We start from the raw sequence: 18,016 nt of genomic DNA, 5'->3' as shown, positions 1-18,016 counted from the left end.
TCTATTTCAGCAAAAACTTAGGTAAAATAATTATTAAACTATGCTTAGCTATCTATCAGGATTCTAAAGATATTGGCAAGAATAAGCCACAAGAGCCATAATTTTTTATAATTTTACAGCCCCAAACAAAAATTCGAATTACATTACGGATATGGAAAACAAGTTGTTCATTTATAATACACTAAAGCGAAATAAAGAATTGTTCGAACCTCTTAACGCACCATTTGTTGGTTTGTATGTTTGTGGTCCTACAGTTTATGGAGATGCTCATTTAGGTCATGCGCGTCCGGCCATTACTTTCGATTTACTTTTTAGATATCTTACTCATTTAGAGTATAAAGTTCGCTACGTTCGTAACATTACAGATGTTGGTCACTTGGTGAATGATGCCGATGAGGGAGAAGATAAAATTGCTAAGAAAGCTCGTTTAGAGCAGCTTGAACCAATGGAAGTTGTTCAATATTTTACCGATCGTTACCACAAGGATATGGACGATTTGAATGTACGTAAGCCGAGTATCGAGCCACGTGCATCGGGTCATATCATTGAGCAAATGGAAGTGATTGATAAATTACTTGACAATGGTTTTGCTTACGAAAGCAATGGTTCTATCTATTTTGATGTAGAAGCTTACAGTAAAAAACATGAGTACGGAAAATTGTCAGGCCGTAAGATAGAGGAATTGATCTCAAATACTCGTGAGTTGGATGGTCAGAGTGAAAAGAAAAACTCATTCGACTTTGCACTATGGAAGAAAGCTGCACCTGAGCACATCATGCGTTGGCCATCGAAATGGAGTGATGGTTTCCCAGGATGGCACTTGGAGTGTACTGCTATGGGAGAGAAATATTTAGGTGAACAGTTCGATATTCACGGGGGTGGATTGGATTTGCAGTTCCCTCACCACGAATGTGAAATTGCGCAATCAACCGGAGCAAACGGAAAGGAAGCTGTAAAATATTGGATGCACAACAACATGATTACCATTAATGGTCAGAAAATGGGTAAATCCTTGGGCAACTTTATTACACTTTCGAACATGTTCTCGGGAGAAAACGATGTGTTAGATCAGGCTTACAGTCCTATGACCGTTCGTTTCTTTATGTTGCAGGCACATTATCGCAGTCCGCTTGATTTCTCGAATGATGCATTGAGAGCAGCAGAGAAAGGATTCAACAGAATGATGGCAGCAATTGCTACATTAGATAAAATTCAGGCATCAGCTTCTTCAAGTATTAAGGTTGCTGATTTGAAAGCCAAATGTTACGAGGCATTGAACGATGACTTGAATACCCCAATTTTAATCGCTCACCTGTTTGATGGTGTGAAAATGATTAACTCTTTGGCAGCAGGAACGGAAAGTATTACTGCTGAAGACTTGGAAAGTCTGAAAACATTATACAATACTTTGGTATTTGATGTTTTAGGTTTGCAGGTAGAAGGATCGGATGATGGAGGCAACAATGAATTGCTTGATAAAGTAATTGCCTTTTTGCTTGAAACCAGAAACGAGGCCAAAAAGAACAAAGATTGGGCTACGGCCGATAAGATACGAGATGAATTGACCAATTTAGGCATCGTGGTGAAAGACACCAAAGATGGTTTTGAATGGGAAATCACAAAATAAAAATTGAAACTGTCCTGAGTAATCGGGACAGTTTTTTTATTTTTATCAAACCAAACATTAAACCAAATACAACAATGAAATTTCAAATTCTCTTCTCTTCTCTATTTTTTATTTTATCGGGATGTGGTAACAATGGTGCTACAAAAACTGAAACTGAGAAAAAGGAAGTTGCTCCTGCTGTTAAAACCGTCGAGTTTGTAAATAGCATGCGATTAAAAGCACCTAAAAGAGGAGATGTATTTGCTTACGGCGAAGAGATTGAAATTTTGGTTCAGCCCAAGAAAAAAGCTGGAGATATTGATTCCTTGCAATTGTGGGGCGATGGCAAATTGGTAAAAACCATTACTTCGAAACCTTGGAATTTAAAGTGGACGCCAACAAAAGATAAAATGGGCAAGCACAACTTGAAGTTGATGGCTTATCATGAAAATGGAACGGTTGGTTTGCTAAGCACCTACATCAACTTAAAGTCGAATCAAGCTCCTGCTGATTACGCTTACGAAATTGTAAACTCATTTCCTCACGACAGACGTGCTTACACCCAAGGACTGTTTTTTCATGATGGATTTTTATACGAAGGAACAGGTCAGCATGGTGAATCATCTTTAAGAAAGGTGCGCCTTGAAAATGGTGAAGCCATATCCATTAAAAATTTGGAACAGGAATATTTCGGTGAAGGAATTACCTACAGCAAAAACAGAATTATTCAGTTGACCTGGCATGCACGAAAAGCATTTGTGGTTGATCCTGAAACTTTCGAACAGATTGATTTCTTCGAAGTACAGACTACCAATGGCGAAGGATGGGGAATTACTGCCATGAATAATGAATTGGTAGTTTCTGATGGCTCGAACGCACTTACCGTTCTTGATGATACCAACTATGGTAAGAAACGCACGATTGAGGTGTACGACAACAAGGGTGAAGTTACCAACTTAAACGAGCTGGAGTACATTAATGGTAAAATTTATGCCAATGTTTGGTTGACCGAGCGAATTGTAATCATCAATCCTGAAACGGGTAGAGTAGAAGGTAGCATTCACTTGGGAACAATTCTAAAGAAAAAGGATAGAATTAACCTTGATAAGAACGACGATGTGCTAAATGGTATTGCCTGGGATGAGGCTACGCAAAGAATGTTTGTAACCGGTAAACGCTGGCCGAAGCTATTCGAGATTAAGATTGAGAAGAAGTAGGAAAACTCTTCTGTTTTTATTCTTATTGCTTCCACTCCATTTTTGGAAGGATCGATTTTATCGAACTTCGTTTTGTTCGGCAGTGAGGATTTAGCGTGTGTACGTAACAAAAGGGGGGACAATACCGAGAGGTGTTTTTATACACAAAGAATTACACTATTCCTCAATATCAAGCTTGCCCTTGCGTTTTTTAAAGAAGGAATTTTTAGAGTTTCTCAATCCCTCGTAGGAATCCAGAATTCCTTTTACACTTCCCACCAAAACTTTGGCTTCAACCTGTATGGGAATGCGGTTGTCGTCGTTGCTCAGCCAAACGGTCATGTCTTCTCCGCCTTTAAACATGGTTCCCTTCACCAATAAGGGAGAAAATTTTAGGCATTCGAACCTTTCGCCCGATTTGGTTTTAATAACTTCCACCCCTTTGTAGCGAATGTATAGCGAATGAATTTCGTTGTCAACCAGCATCGACAGGGGAATTTTATCGCCCTTTTTGTATTTGCTAAAATCCAGATTACGCACATAGTAGGCCACCGATAGAATATCGTATGTACATGGTTTGTTGGCCAGAGTATCTAATTTTTCAGGCTTTTCACGCTTCTGAATTTTTGAAAGTATAGTGCTGTCGGAATAGTTGAACCAATACTCGTGATGGGCATGATACTTTGCCTCATGGGTTCGTCTATCGAAATACAATGGAGTTAGGTTCTCTAATTCGGTATAGGCAGTAAGAGTATCTCGCAAGTGGAAAAACCAATCGAAAGCCTTTAGGTTTTTACCTGTACCGTAAAATTTGTAGGCATCCTTTTCCTTGTATTTGCTCTGCTCAACGCTAAGGTTTACCTCGCCGGCAGCAACCCATATAAATCCCCAGTTGTAATAACCACGATAGGTTAATTTCTCGCCAGCCTCGAATGCAAAATTCTTTTCGAGACATTGTGCCGAAGCATTGTTGCCTAATGCACAATACAAGAATAGAAATACAAGTAGTGTTTTTGTACACTTCATTACTGATGAGGATATTGGCATTAACTGATTATTTACTATTGGATTATTGACTCTGACAGTTTTTAAAGAGGCTGTCAGGTCATTGGGATTTGAGTATTGAATTTTTTATCTGCTTACTTTTCCAATCTTATTTTCGATGGCTTCAACCTTAGTTTTTAGGCGATTGTCTTTGCCTTTTTGGCTATCGATATTCATGGTGCAGTATATGCGATTCGAGTTTTCGGCCAGGATATCGTGCGATTTGTTCACCACCTCTAAAGCCTGGGCCATGGTATCGGTTTCCAGCAGAGTTCCCATGGCAGTAAGTTGGTAATTGTACCCGCTTTCGCGGATCAGGTCGATTACCTTACTAACTTCCAAACTAACGCTATCGCCCTTATCGGTTGGGAATATTGCAAATTCAACTAAAACTGACATTTTATATCGTTTATATATGAAATTATTGATTGATATAATGCCGATCTATTAATGAGAAGTATTTAGGAGTGAAAAGAACTAAATACTTTCTTCATTAAGGAATCGGTATCATTTTTTACGTTTGTTCTTCTTTGCTTTTTTGTCGATCGCCTCTTTCATCTCTTTGGCCTCATGATCAAGATCGTGGTCGTGCTCGTGATCATGCGATTGGAATATCACCTCTTTGCTTGAAGGAATCATGATTCTGTCTTCAACCTCCCAATTCGATCGTACTTTTAATTCTTTATAGAAATAGTATACCTGTTCAGGTTGTACTTTTCCTTTGTAGTTACCAGTATCCCAAACTCCGTTTTCGTTTCGATCTTCAATTATTTTAACCACATAAGTTTTAGGTTCCAGGTAATCGAAAATAATCGTTTGATCGGATTTAATTTTCTTGGTTTGAATTATTTTTTCCTCTTTTCCACTTTCAAGCAATTGTACCAAAGTAGGCATTTTTACACCAGATACATTCATGAACAACTTGCCGTAATGTTCCAACTCGCGAGTGGTAATTTTTCCTTCGAACGAGTCGCTGTAAACACCGTAAATGTTTTGGAATGCCGTTGAGTCGATGTCGATTTTATATTTGGTTTCAGGCTGCCAGTCAACAATGAAATTGTATTGCAACAGATTTTTTGGATCTTTCTCGATTTTAAAATCAGCAGGAATTTCCAAGGTATCTTTCAACTGGTAAAAATGAATGCTGTCGTAGTTGATTTTAGCCAATGGCTCATCGAAATGCATCGCGATGTTTTTGTGTAAATCTTGTGATGAACGGGCTTTGAAACTAAACTGGTATGTTGGCTTTTTAATTTTTAATTGCTTCTTTTTCTTCTTCGATTGTTTTGCTTTCTTCTTGTCTTTAAAGTTTAGCTTTACGGTATCCTGAAATAAGCTAAGCTGATTGGTAGTATCCGTTTTAAGGTACTGCAATGCTGCCAATAAAGTATCGCGCCTGTAAATGGTTGAATCGGTAATCCAAAAAGCAAGAGTATCTTTTGTTGGATTGATTTCAGCCAAGAACCAATTTGGATTCTCTTCAAATCCTACAAAATCAATTTTTAAACTATCAGTTCTTTTGGTATTGAATTCAAACTCTATCTTCTCTCTTCTCGGTCTTTTATATCCGGTAAGATATTGCAAAGGATTTTCTTCCTCGAACATTCTAATGTGAATGTTGTTTGGCTCCAATGCGGTTGCTTTGCTCACCACTACAGAATCGCCACCAATTGAATCCAATTGCTCAAAGCGATGAGCGGAAGGAACAATTAATTCGTCGAAAAAGCCAATCATCTCGTCCGGGCCATTGTACAAATAGTCTTTGTTGCCATCAACAATAGCAAACAGTTTATAGGTTCCTTCACGTAGGTTATTCAATTGAAAATATCCAGCCGAATCTGTTAAAGCAATGTAATCAGGAATGGTGGTTAATGGTACCGAATCGTGAGTATTCAGGTATGCCATTACCATCGATTTTTCAACTGGCAATTCGTCAAAGGCATTGTCAATTTTCCCTTTAATACTTAAAGAGTCGATTGTTTCGCCTGTTGAAAATACAAACTGGTATTCGCCCAGAGGATTTCCTTCGTTGTTATCAACGATACCATCTCCAAAATCAAGGGTATAAGTGGTATTTTCTTTTAATTCTTCTTCTAATTTTACATATATCGATCTTCCTTTTAACTTTACGATCGGAGTTTTCTTAAAAGGAGGCGAAACCACAAACTTTTCATTGATATTTTCAAGTTTGACAAATTCGTCGAAGAAAATCTCTACTTTTCCGCCTTTAAAATTAAGGGCGTAATTTTCAGGTTTAGTTTCCGTAACTTTTGGAGGTGTCTTATCTTCAGGTCCACCGGTTGGGTAACCCTGATTAGCGCAAGAATATATAAATAACGAAACTGATAATCCCAGAAGGATATTTAAAGCTATCTTTTTCAAATTGATTGGTTTTGATAATTGATATTCGCAACAAAATTACAAAGTTTAAGTACAAAAATAAGTTAATAAAAGTAAAATGGTTGATTCATCTGCATTTTCGATAGAAAACAGGCAAAAATTTTTAGAGGAAGCTACTGGCGACAAGTTTGATTTTGTATTCACAAGCTGTGGTTTCAAAGAGGCTTTGTTCTGCTTAATTGCTTCGGGCTTGGGATTCCGTTGTGCCTTATTTTGTGAGCACGACTTTGAAAATGTACTTCATACCGTGGTAGATACCAAAGATGCAGGGAAGAAATCCATTATTAGTTTGCGCGAGCGTTTTCCTCATTTGATTCTTCCGGATGAATACCTTCATGTGGAGAAAGAGAAGAAGCGTTTTGCCGGATTATTTTCCAATACCATAAAAGAAAAGGATTTACATCGATATGAATCGAGCCTGCAGTTAAGCGCAGGTGCTTTTGTTTGCCTGGAAAGTGAATTCAAAATAAATGCCAATCGATTATTGATTTCCATTATTAAATCGGCAGTTGATAATGGGGTGTGCATTTTAAATCATGTGAATTGCGAACCGGGAAGTGAAGGGGAGTTGATTGTGTCGGATCGTTTGAAGTTGATTGAGGATTCTTATTCGATTCATTACGACAAGTTGATTCAGTTTTCCTACTTGGATAATGAACAAAGAACTGAACTGCACATTTATTTAAATAAGAAAGGCCTGTTTTTAAAAAGAAGCTTAAAGTTTCATGTAGAAGATAAATTGGTTCGATTGATTCGGTATCAGGATCATTTCTTGTTGATTTGCGAAAGCGATAATATGAACCTTGATTTTGTAAAAAAGGTATTGGATGAACTGAGTTCGATGTTTGTACACGAAATTTCCTTTAGCGAAGATGATATTATTTCTTCTCAAATTGTTTCGGTGGATAGTAAAACCAATTTAAAAGATCAGCTTTCTGCGTTAGAGAAATATTGCAAGCAGTATTTGAATGTTTCAGGATCGGAATTTGTAGAGCGATTGCGAAAGTTTTCCATTGTGGATTCCCATTTCGAAGGGCGAAAGGAAATACAGGAGTTAATAGAATTTGCCGACTTTAAGTATGACGAGGCGAAACAAACAGGAATTGATCCCATTTCTTTTAAAAATGTTTTCTACCGATTTGGTTCAGAATCGGAACAGTTAACAGAACTGGCTTACGAATGGCGAGCAAAATATGGTCCTGGCGAAAAATTGTGGCAAAATGTACAATTGTGGTACTTGTACAAGCATGAAATGATTTGTAGAATGGATGATTATTATGCTCGAATAAATTCTATAGATAAGACAAATTCATCGAATTTATCTATCGATGAAGAGGTTATGGATAAGTGCCTTTTCGTATAATCACTCAAAAAATGTTGTGGAACATACTGTTTATAAAATATACCAACAATTAGGTATTGTTTGCTGAATATTGGAGGTCTATTTTTGTTGCGTTATTGATTTAATGCACTTGAATAGAACGTGAATTTGTTTGAAAAATACAAAAAGGCATTTGTTTGCATACTACTACCAGCCATGTTAATGCTGGCTGGTAATTCTGTATTCAACTGGCACGTTCATAAAAATGATCAGGGGCAATTAATTGTTCATGCTCACCCTTTTCACAATTCTGGAAATACCCAGGGAGCGAGTGGTCATTCACATTCCGCTCAGGATTGTTTTTCGATTAACCAACTAACAAGTTTCTTGTTTGTACTGGCTGCGGTTATTATTATAGCCCTGCAACTTGGTAAATCGGTTGATATATCGAAAGTTTATCATTACCATGTAAAGAAAAATTTACTTGCCACCCTTTTACCCAATAGGGCCCCTCCTGTTTTGGCATAGTAATTCATTACTGTATTCAAATAATAGAGTACAGAACCCTATTATTTATTGGTGTAAGATTGATGATGCAGTGCTTTCATGGCTCTGTGGATCTTTTTGCACAGGTCAATTCTGACAAACATTTACATAAACTATAAATACTAAGAAATGAGAATTTTAACTCATCTACTTGTCGGCATGTGCATGCTGATTGGTTTCTCGTTTTCTGCAAATGCAGAAAAACTTACCGCTAGCATTAAAGGAAAAGTTATTGATGTAAATAGCAAAGAACCTATCCCTTACGCTACGGTTGCATTAGAAGGTTCTTCTGTTGGTGCAGTAACCAATTTCGAAGGAGAATTTGTAATTGAAGATGTTCCTATGGGGCATTATCATGTAGTGGCAAGTTGTGTTGGATATCAAATTAAAACAAAAGAGTGTGACTTGAAAGCAGGAAAGGGAATATCTCTTGAATTTTCGATAGCAGAAGATTTTATCGGTTTAGAGCAGGTTGTTGTAACTGCCGATAGAAATAATATTAAGCGTAAGGATGCACCAGTTGTGGTAAATTCTATTTCAACTAAATTATTGGAGCAAACATCTGCTGCAACTTTAGCTGACGGTTTGGTGTTCTCACCAGGTTTGCGTGTTGAAAATGATTGTAACAACTGTGGTTTTTCGCAGGTTAGAATGAATGGTTTGGAAGGACCATATACTCAGATTCTAATTAATAGCCGTCCAATTTTTAGTGGCTTGGCTGCAGTATACGGATTAGAACATATTCCATCTAATATGATACAGCGTGTGGAAGTTGTACGTGGTGGTGGATCTGCTCTTTTTGGTGGTAATGCCATTGCAGGTACCATTAATATCATCACAAAAGATCCTGTTAGCAATTCGTTTAAAGCAGGATTTAAGTATGGTGCTGTAGGAGTAGCTACAGATGGAGCAGGAAGTGTAGGAAATGATTTTACTGCTGACTTTAATGCTTCGGTTGTTTCAGAGGATAATAAGAGTGGTATCTTTATTTTTGGAATGAACCGCCAGCGTGACGATTGGGATGCCAATGATGATGGATATTCAGACTTGGTAAAGATCGAAAATTTAAGTGCTGGTTTAAGAGCGTATCACAGGTTTAGTGATTTAAGCAAACTTACCCTTGAATACCATATTGTTGATGAGTTTCGTAGAGGGGGGGATCAACTGAATATTCCTGCACACCAGGCTTTGGTTGCAGAGCAGGTTAAACACAGAATTAACTCAGGAGGAGTTGTTTGGGATCAGTTCTTTAATCAAGATCGCCATACCAAACTATCTGTTTATGCATCGGCACAACATATCGATAGAGATAGTTATTATGGGGCTGCTAGCTTGGAGGATGATAATGGAAATCCATTGGATGTACCAATTCCGGACTTTAGCTCATATGGTAAAACTGATGATTTGGCTGTTTCTTTAGGAGCACAACTTCATACAAAAGTGGATAATTTATTACTGTCTCCTGCTGATTTAACTTTTGGTGTTGAGAATGTATACAACAAATTGAAAGATGACAAGTTGGGATATTACGATATCGAAACTTTGAAATTTGTTCCAACTACCAATATTGCTGATCAAAAATCGAATACCATTGGAGCATTTGCTCAAAGTAAATGGGATTTAGGATTTATGAATTTCCTTTTGGGAGTTAGAATGGATTCGTACAACATTACCAACGACGAGAATGGAAGCGATGATTCGAATGTTGTAATTAGCCCTCGTGCCAATGTATTGTTCAAATTATCGGAGCCAACTCAGCTTCGCTTTAGCTATGCAAGAGGATTTAGAGCTCCACAAATTTTTAACGAAGATTTGCATATCGAAGCTTCAGGAGCCAGAAGAATCATTCATGAAAATGATCCTAACTTGAAAGAGGAAACTTCGAATAGTTTTACTGCATCATTGGACTTTACCAAGACCATTGGAAAAACTCAAACTTACTTTTTGGTTGAAGGTTTTTACACAGATTTAAAAGACCCATTCGTGAATGAGTTTAGCGATCCTGATGCAGATGGAAATGTGGTATCTCTAAGAAAAAATGCTGAAGGAGCTGTTGTAAAAGGAGCTAATATTGAATTCAAATTGGCTCCATCATACAAGCTTGACTTCCAGATGGGGATGACACTTCAATCGAGTAAGTACGATGAGGTAATCGACCATGGTGATGATGATGATGCATCAAATAGTTCAAGTAAAAATATTTTAAGAACTCCAGAGCGTTACGGATATTTTGCCATGAACTGGAAACCAATTCATGAGTTTACAGCAACATTTAGCGGCTCATATACTGGCTCTATGGATGTTCTTCACCTGGCAGGAGGTTTAGATCCAAACGAAAAGGAAATTACAACAGAGAGCATTGTAAAATCTGATGATTTTATGGATATGGGAATCAATTTTGCTTACCACTTTGATTTGGGTAGAGAGGTAAAGCTACAATTTGATTTTGGTGTAAAGAATATTTTTAATTCATTCCAGAATGATTTTGACAGAGGACCAAGCCGCGATGCAGGATATGTTTACGGGCCATTAAATCCAAGAACCATATACTTGGGTGTGAAAATTGGCAACTTTTAGTAGAAAAATTCTACATACTATTATAGTAAAAACTGTAGGTTAGTTTTAACGGGACTGTTTCATTTTATGACAGTTCCGTTTTTTTATGCTTCAATTTTTTGCTTGGTACAATAATTGATTGAAACTTTATTGTGTAATCATTATAAATCAGAAATTATGATCTGATAACATGATGGATACAGGGATTTTTTAAAAAAGATAAGTAAATTTGCACGAAACATTAAAAAGACTGAATTACCACGGGAGATATGGAAAACGAGAAGAAAGATAAGATTTACAAAGGCGTTCTAATAGGATTGGGAATAGTATTGGTTGTTATTGCAGTAATGTACTACTCGGAACACCGCGAAAACAAAAGATATATCGGGGAAATTACCGCTGAAAAGTTAAGCCTGCAAAGCGAATTAGAATTGCTTTCTGCTGACTATGATTCATTGCAAACAAGCAACGATACTTTAAACGTTCAGCTAAAAATGGAGCAAGAAAAAATCTCAGAACTTCTGGAAAGAATGAGAGTATTCCGAAATAACTCGTATGCTGAAATTAACAAATACAAGCGTGAGTTAGGAACATTAAAAGAAGTACTTAGAGATTATATCGTTCAGATTGATTCCCTTAACACTCGGAATCAGTTGCTGACAGCTGAAAATGTTCGCGTTAAAAAACAAATTAACTGGGTGAAAGAAAGAAATCAAAAGCTTGAGGAATCAACCGAGAATATGAAGGAAGTAATTAGTAAGGCTGCAGCTCTTGATGTTGCCGGACTTACTTGTTATCCAATCAATAAAAAGGGAAAAACGGTTAAAAAAATCTCAAAGACAGTTAAGTTGAAAACCAGTTTTACTTTACGCAAGAATATTACTGCATCAACAGGTGCTAAAGAAATTTTTGTTCGTTTAACTCGTCCAGATGAGGTGGTGCTTGGGAATCCACAGAATCTGTTATTCGACTTTGAAAATACCAAGTTGGTTTATTCTGCAATGCGTGAAATCGATTATGAAGGAGACGAGTTGGAAGTCGCAATTTTTTGGGATAACGATGGAAGTTTAATCTCTGGTGAATACAAAGTGGATGTATTTGCAGAAGGTAATCACATTGGAAATGCGAAGTTTTTACTGAAATAGATTATTCTACAATACAAGATAAAAAACAAGCTTGCCAATTTTGGCAAGCTTGTTTTTTGCGATAAACTTTTGTCAAGAAGCACATGGCTACTTAAATATCGTTCTTGATCCGAATGCCCTAAATCCAATTAGAATCGAAACGCATCCACTTTCAATTTCCTCTTTGGTTCCATTTTCAGGAACTATTACACGAATGATAAAATCATCGGTACTTTCGACCATAAAATCCCATAGATTGGTATGATCTTCATCGGCATTATCGTAGAGTAGATTGTATTCAGTATCGAACAATTGGAACTGTAATTTGCCCAATTGAGCTTCTCCTTTTACAAGAATTCTATATTCCTGATCTTTATAGAAAGTCAATTGCAATTCAGCTGTTTCTCCTTGTGAGAGAACCGCATTATTTAATTGCCCATTAAAAGTGTATGGATTCAATTGAGGAATACATTCCTTTTTTGTGTATTCATTGCATTGGGCCAAAGTGAATTTAGGTAAAGCCAAAATGCAAATTGTGAATATGGCGAGTTTTAATAATATCTTCATAAGTAGTGAGTTTAAACAGAAATTATAATTCGGTAAGCTTGGCTCTTATTCGATTGTTAATTTCGTGAATGCCTTTAATCGTTTCGTTCGAAGCGGTTAATGTAACTTTATTTTGAATTATAGTTTTTCCATTTTTCGATTTTAAGCTTGATGGTGTTTTTTTAACCTGTTCAATTTCTCTGAACTTGGCATCTAGCTTTTTTAAATCAGGTAATATCTCATTAACTTTTTCATCATTTCGATATTGATTCAGCAAACCAATTAAATTTTTAACTGAATGTTTTTGTTGAGCAATTAAACTTACCAATTCTTTTTGAGGTTTATCTAAATCAATAATGTTTGTGGCCAGGTATAGGGTTTCTATCCAACCGCCAAATACTATTAGCGCTGCAGTTCCTCCACGCTGATTCTCTTTCAAATAACTATCAGACTTGGTAAAAGTTTCGGATATAATATTTAATAAGGAATCCTGATTCGCAATATTTTCCTCTACCCGTTTGGCTGTAATTTTTTCCTGCTCTTCAGGAATGCCTAATTCACGTGTGAATTTCTTGATTACTGCAAGATATCGGGCAGCATCCTGAAATTGATTGTAAATACGGATATAGCTTAAATCAGCACCATAAATTCCAATATTGATTGCAATATCGGCTTGTGATAAATAGTTATCAGCATTGTTCACAGAGTTCATTAAATCTGGTTGATAAGGAAGATCCATTTTCTTCATTAATTCGGTTACCTGTATAGGACTTGGAACATTGTAGAAGAGTTTTTTTACCTGACCAAATTTCTGTGGTTGTGCGAGATTATTTTCCAGTTTACTTTCTTTTGAACTGGTACTGTTGTTGCACGAAAAGCACAGCAATGTATTTGTGAAAATCAGTAAAAAACAGATTACTCTGATCGTAATTTTTAACATAGTTTATGTGTTTACTCTAAAATTTGTAATGGCAATAAACTTAAAGTTATACTTTTACTGCCAATAAGCAAGCAAAAAAATAATATATCGCACTTCCGTAAAAAACACTTAAATTGTAGAAACAATTGGGAAATACTGTCGTAAATAAAAAGTTGCAAAAAAGAATTTGATATGAGAATCGGTATACTTATCGGAAGAATTGGAGGTGTTGATGGAGTTGCTTTGGAAACTGAAAAATGGATTAAAGTATTTCGAAAAATGGGACACGAAGTGTTCACATTATCCGGACAGTTCGAGGAAAGAAAATTAGATCCTCAGTTTGAAACATTGGTACCTGAAATGTCCTTTTTCTCTCCGGAAGGATTTTGGGGACAAAAGAAAGCATTTCACTTTCCGGATAATAACTTGCCAGAGCTTTTGGAGCACATCCATTTCTATGCCGATTTAATTGGAAATAAGATTGTTGATTGGGCAAGAGAAAAGAAAATTGATGTTTTTGTTTCTGAGAATGCTTCAGCTTTGCCTGCACATCTGGAAATGGGATTGGGTATTAAGAAAGCAATAGTTGAGCTAGGATTACCTACCATTACTCACGACCATGATTTCTATTGGGAAAGAGGAGATAGGTACCTTTCTCCATATCCGGAAATTAATCAAATTGTAGCTGATAATTTTCCGTTGCGATTACCTAACGTTTTTCATGCAGTAATTAATACTTACGGTAAAGATACATTGCAAACAAGATTCGATAGGGAATCTGTTGTTGTGCCCAATGTTATGAATTTTGACCTGCCTTTTGGTGAGATTAATGAGACCAATATCAATTTAAAGCGAAACCTGGGTTTTAAGGAGAATGATTACATTCTGGCTCAGGTTACCCGGATTGTGCGTCGTAAAGGAATTGAAACCGCAATCCAGCTAATTCATATGCTTGAAGATTCAAATGCAAAACTGGTAATTACCGGAAGTCATTCTGATGATGAGGGAAACGTGTACTACAATGAATTGATTGATCAGATTCATGAGTTGAAGTTGGAAGGACAAGTGATGTTTGCTTCGCATATTATCAAGAACAATAGAAGACAAACTCCTGGAAGCAAATCCTATGCTCTTTCCGATGCCTATGCTCATGCCAAAGCAAGTACTTATTTTAGTACTTATGAAGGTTTTGGGAATGCATTTATTGAGTCGGTATTAGGAAAATGCCCAATTTTTGTGAACAATTACAAGCCGGTTTATTGGCCTGATATAGGAAGCAAGGGATTTAAAACAGTTATGATTGAGGATAATATTATTACTGATAAAGCATTAACTGATATGAAAGAAGTGATTCATAATGAAACATTAAATCGGGAAATCAGTGAATACAATTATCAATTGGGAAAGAAATATTTCTCTTTTGATACTTTGGAAGAAAAGTTGGTTGAGCTTTTGGATAAAGCTGCCAGATTCTCTTCTTAAATCAAAATTTTAAGCTCGGCTTGACTTGTTAGCTGATTGTTGGTAAAATCAATTCCTGAAATTAGATTTAATCCTGGTTTTTTACCGATTTCTAAAGATCCAAAATCATTCTCAATTTTTAAATTTTGTGCAGGATTTAAACTTGCCCATTTTATGATTTCCCAAACAGATAGTTTAGGGAATTTTTGCTGAATTAGTTTCATTTCTTCAAAAATGGAAAGCTTTTGGTGTGTACCAAGTGATCCTGTACCAATACAAAATTGATGGTTATTACTGATTTTCATTGCGCACAAGTCCATTACCAAATGGTTTATTAAAGTAATGGAATTGGTGTGTGCTGCTTCGTTTCCCGCAAGTTGATAGATTAAATTCTCATGCGGAGTAACAAAATGAACTTTTGACTTCTCTTTCTTCGATTGTGAATCTTGATGAGGAAACAGATCAGCTGCTGCTTTTGTTCCAAAAGCTTCCAAATGGTTAATGCCTCTTTGTAAAGATGGTAAATCGGTTGGTAATGAATTTACTTTCGACTTAAGCTTGGCATTAAAATCACCAGTAGCACATTCATTAAAATCTTTAGCTGTAAAATTGTTGTATGAAAGCAAAGTAAAAGCGTCAACAAAGCCTGGTACTATGGTTCCTCCATAAAATTCAAGATTTTCAATTTCCTTAAACTTGTTCTTGGTGTCAATAATATCCACAATTCTGTTGGTATCATCAAGAACAATTATGCCATTCTTTAATGGTGCCGAGCTAACTGGAAAAATATAATTGGCTGTTATTTTTCTCATCTTAAATCAGGAATAAATTCTTCTCGATCTATATGTCTTTTTATTTCCCTTTCAATCTCGGTTGTATCAGGTTTCATTTCCGGATTAAAAATTTTAATATTCTTAATCTCATATTCCTGAGTAAATATTTTAAGATCATTATCCCACTTAAACAGATTACCAACCAAATGAGTATATGTAGTATCAGGATATTCTAATTGAATCGAATAAGTTTTAAAAAGGGAATCTTTTTCAATTTTAATAGGATCGAAATGTACTTTTTGCAGACCTTTAGTGGTGTCTTTTTTCCAGAAATAGGCTTCCATTGTTGGATTTTCCGTTTGATCCTTTTGAAATATTCTGATATCAGCAGATACTGTATAAATACCTCTTTCTTTGATAGGAATTCTAAAACTAAAAGTTGGTTTACCTTGCTTTGGAACAATCCAGTGTTTTTTTCTTTTCCAAAGGTTCACAGTATCCTGTTCAAGCTTTGCATTTTTTATATCAATACGATATTTAGTTTCTAATCGGTTTAGAGAGTCAATTACCTTATCGTAAATTTTAGTAAAATTGGCAGTGTTTTCAGCATAGTAAGCTACGCATGAATCGAATTCAGCAGGCTGTAAGTTATACTTTTCGTAAATGGAATTGTAGTAATAACTTGGTCGATAATTTTTACCAGCTCGGTAAATATTCTGTGCAGACATAGTACCATCTGCAATGTGAATATCAATTAGCATTTTTGTAAATTCTTCCTGGTTTAATTTAGGAGGATTCTTTTTTCCTTTGGAGCAAGAAAATAGAAAAACCGAAATGGTGGCTATGGTAATTATCAATACTTTATTCATCGAAAACTTAACTGGTTTGTTGGGCAAAGATAATAATTGCTTGCGTAATCTATGGATTTAGAAACTATCAGGTTGATTTTTTAATGTTTTTAAACAAATCGGAAGCAAATACAAAATCATTTAAAGCCTGATTTTCTGTATTAAATATTTGATCTTTGTTTCCTTCCCAAGCCTTAAATCCTTTGCTAATGAAAAGTATTTTCTCCCCAATTTCCATAACTGAATTCATATCGTGAGTGTTAATTATGGTTGTCATGTTGAACTCTTTGGTGATTTCCTGAATCAAATTGTCAATTACAATTGCAGTTACCGGGTCCAAACCTGAATTTGGCTCATCACAAAATAAATACTTCGGATTTAAAGCGATTGCCCTTGCAATTGCCACACGTTTTTGCATTCCACCACTAATTTCGGCAGGATAAAGATGGTTGGCATTTTGAATATTTACTCTATCCAAACAAAATTCTACCCTTTTGTTCTTCTCTTTTTCCGACATGGTTGAGAACATGTCCAAAGGAAATTTTACATTTTCTTTTACATTTAAAGAATCGAATAATGCTCCGCCCTGAAAAACCATTCCCATTTCCTTGCGGATTTCTTTTTTGCCTTTGTGATTTAGCTCAGTAAAATTTCTGTCGTTGTAATAAATTGCACCATTATCCACATCATGTAATCCTATAATCGATTTAAGCAAAACAGTTTTACCTGAACCACTTTGACCGATGATTAAATTCGTTTTACCTGATTCGAATGTAATGGAGATATCGTTTAAGACTTTTAAATCGCCAAATGATTTATTTACGTTTTCCAGTCTGATCATTTTAAGAGAATTTGTGTAAGTATCACGTTAGCCAATAGTATTAAGATACTGCTGTTTACAACCGCTTTTGTGCTGGCTTTCCCCACTTCGAGAGCTCCGCCTTTTACGTAATAACCATAGTAGGATGGAACCGCTGTAATAATAAAGGCAAAAACAACTGTTTTTATTAATGAATAAGTGATATAGTAGGGAATAAAACCATATTGAATGCCATAAATGAATTCTGATACTGCTACCGTACTGGTTAAGTATCCTGCTGCTAATCCACCTAATATTCCTACAAATACACTTAAAACATACAAGAATGGATTAATAAAAATAGCCGCTACTATTTTGGGAAGAATTAAGTGATTTGCGGAGTTAATACCCATTATTTCCAAAGCATCAATTTGTTCTGTAACTCTCATAGATCCAATTTCAGATGCGATATTTGAACCAACTTTACCTGCAAGAATCAAACCTACAATGGTTGATGAAAATTCAAGAAGCATGGACTCCCTGGTTGTATAGCCTACCAAATAGTCGGGCAAAAGTGGGTTAAGCATATTGTATGCCGTTTGCAATGTAATAACAGCTCCCATGAACAGAGAAATAATTACAACAATCCCAATTGAATTGATTCCAAGCTTATGAATTTCCTTCATAATTTGTGAGAAAAATAATTTACCCTTTTCTGGTTTGGAAAGTACCAAAAGAAGGAATCTAGAGAATTTACCAACGTGTTCAAACAGATTCATAACTTAACTTGTTTACGATAAAAGTACAAATAATTTACTTATTGAATTGCTTGCGTAGCTCGTGTTCAGTAATACCAAAACTATTTTTGATTTGAATT

At 35.9% G+C, this 18,016-nt stretch carries 16 protein-coding genes; 7 read left to right on the top strand and 9 right to left on the bottom strand.

The features are described from left to right. Nucleotides 1–151: 151 nt before the first annotated feature. Nucleotides 152–1,627 carry a cysteine--tRNA ligase gene (gene cysS / locus NQ163_RS08830; protein WP_268189985.1) on the top strand — a complete coding sequence of 492 codons (1,476 nt, stop codon included), beginning with the start codon at nt 152–154 and terminating at the stop codon, nt 1,625–1,627. A gap of 74 nt (nt 1,628–1,701) precedes the next feature. Beyond that, nucleotides 1,702–2,823, top strand: coding sequence for a glutaminyl-peptide cyclotransferase (locus tag NQ163_RS08825; RefSeq protein WP_268189983.1), 1,122 nt, complete (start codon nt 1,702–1,704; stop codon nt 2,821–2,823). Nucleotides 2,824–2,979: 156 nt separating this feature from the next. On the opposite strand, the gene NQ163_RS08820 is transcribed toward NQ163_RS08825, so the two are convergent. The 3 genes from NQ163_RS08820 to NQ163_RS08810 all read right to left on the bottom strand — a co-directional run bounded on the left by NQ163_RS08820 (nt 2,980) and on the right by NQ163_RS08810 (nt 6,228). Next, entirely contained in the window at nt 2,980–3,828 is an 849-nt protein-coding gene (locus tag NQ163_RS08820) for a DUF3108 domain-containing protein (protein WP_268189982.1), read from the bottom strand. A 105-nt stretch (nt 3,829–3,933) separates the two neighbouring features. Further along, nucleotides 3,934–4,245, bottom strand: a complete 312-nt coding sequence (locus NQ163_RS08815) for an MTH1187 family thiamine-binding protein (RefSeq protein WP_268189980.1) — start codon at nt 4,243–4,245, stop codon at nt 3,934–3,936. Nucleotides 4,246–4,353: 108 nt separating this feature from the next. Next, a complete protein-coding gene (locus NQ163_RS08810; protein ID WP_268189978.1) occupies nt 4,354–6,228 on the bottom strand; it encodes an Ig-like domain-containing domain in 1,875 nt (624 codons plus the stop codon). 76 nt (nt 6,229–6,304) lie between these two features. Here NQ163_RS08810 and NQ163_RS08805 point away from each other — a divergent pair, with 76 nt between their 5' ends. From NQ163_RS08805 to NQ163_RS08790, 4 genes are all read left to right on the top strand, one after another. Beyond that, nucleotides 6,305–7,609, top strand: a complete 1,305-nt coding sequence (locus NQ163_RS08805) for a hypothetical protein (protein ID WP_268189976.1) — start codon at nt 6,305–6,307, stop codon at nt 7,607–7,609. 120 nt (nt 7,610–7,729) lie between these two features. After that, nucleotides 7,730–8,095 carry a hypothetical protein gene (locus NQ163_RS08800; protein WP_268189975.1) on the top strand — a complete coding sequence of 122 codons (366 nt, stop codon included), beginning with the start codon at nt 7,730–7,732 and terminating at the stop codon, nt 8,093–8,095. Nucleotides 8,096–8,242: 147 nt separating this feature from the next. Beyond that, nucleotides 8,243–10,690, top strand: a complete 2,448-nt coding sequence (locus tag NQ163_RS08795; protein WP_268189974.1) for a TonB-dependent receptor — start codon at nt 8,243–8,245, stop codon at nt 10,688–10,690. 248 nt (nt 10,691–10,938) lie between these two features. After that, the gene (locus NQ163_RS08790; RefSeq protein WP_268189972.1) at nt 10,939–11,814 is read left to right on the top strand and encodes a hypothetical protein; all 876 of its coding nucleotides are present in this window, start codon (nt 10,939–10,941) and stop codon (nt 11,812–11,814) included. 87 nt (nt 11,815–11,901) lie between these two features. Here the strand turns inward: NQ163_RS08790 and NQ163_RS08785 are convergent, their stop codons facing one another. Together NQ163_RS08785 and NQ163_RS08780 are read right to left on the bottom strand one after the other, a co-directional pair. Then, on the bottom strand, nt 11,902–12,360 hold the full coding sequence (locus NQ163_RS08785; RefSeq protein ID WP_268189971.1) for a hypothetical protein: 459 nt from the start codon (nt 12,358–12,360) through the stop codon (nt 11,902–11,904). Nucleotides 12,361–12,382: 22 nt separating this feature from the next. Continuing rightward, a complete protein-coding gene (locus NQ163_RS08780; protein ID WP_268189969.1) occupies nt 12,383–13,279 on the bottom strand; it encodes a hypothetical protein in 897 nt (298 codons plus the stop codon). A gap of 171 nt (nt 13,280–13,450) precedes the next feature. On the opposite strand from NQ163_RS08780, the gene NQ163_RS08775 reads away from it, so the two are divergent. Then, complete coding sequence (locus NQ163_RS08775; RefSeq protein WP_268189967.1) at nt 13,451–14,740, top strand: glycosyltransferase family 4 protein; 1,290 nt, start codon at nt 13,451–13,453, stop codon at nt 14,738–14,740. Here the strand turns inward: NQ163_RS08775 and NQ163_RS08770 are convergent. The 4 genes from NQ163_RS08770 to NQ163_RS08755 all read right to left on the bottom strand — a co-directional run bounded on the left by NQ163_RS08770 (nt 14,737) and on the right by NQ163_RS08755 (nt 17,918). Beyond that, a complete protein-coding gene (locus tag NQ163_RS08770; protein WP_268189966.1) occupies nt 14,737–15,531 on the bottom strand; it encodes an amidohydrolase family protein in 795 nt (264 codons plus the stop codon). The two genes, NQ163_RS08775 and NQ163_RS08770, sit on opposite strands and share 4 nt — an antisense overlap. Next, nucleotides 15,528–16,361, bottom strand: coding sequence for a DUF4296 domain-containing protein (locus tag NQ163_RS08765; protein WP_268189964.1), 834 nt, complete (start codon nt 16,359–16,361; stop codon nt 15,528–15,530). Before NQ163_RS08765 ends, NQ163_RS08770 begins: the two co-directional genes overlap by 4 nt. Before the next feature lie 67 nt (nt 16,362–16,428). Continuing rightward, nucleotides 16,429–17,181 (bottom strand): ABC transporter ATP-binding protein, encoded by a 753-nt coding sequence (locus tag NQ163_RS08760; protein WP_268189963.1) that lies wholly within the window; start codon nt 17,179–17,181, stop codon nt 16,429–16,431. Continuing rightward, complete coding sequence (locus NQ163_RS08755; protein ID WP_268189962.1) at nt 17,178–17,918, bottom strand: MlaE family ABC transporter permease; 741 nt, start codon at nt 17,916–17,918, stop codon at nt 17,178–17,180. Before NQ163_RS08755 ends, NQ163_RS08760 begins: the two co-directional genes overlap by 4 nt. Nucleotides 17,919–18,016 lie beyond the last annotated feature (98 nt).

Source organism: Marinifilum sp. D737, assembly GCF_026672275.1.
Lineage (GTDB): Bacteria > Bacteroidota > Bacteroidia > Bacteroidales > Marinifilaceae > Marinifilum.
Note: the sequence above shows the minus strand (reverse complement) of the source record. Positions and strands in the feature narration are given on the sequence as shown.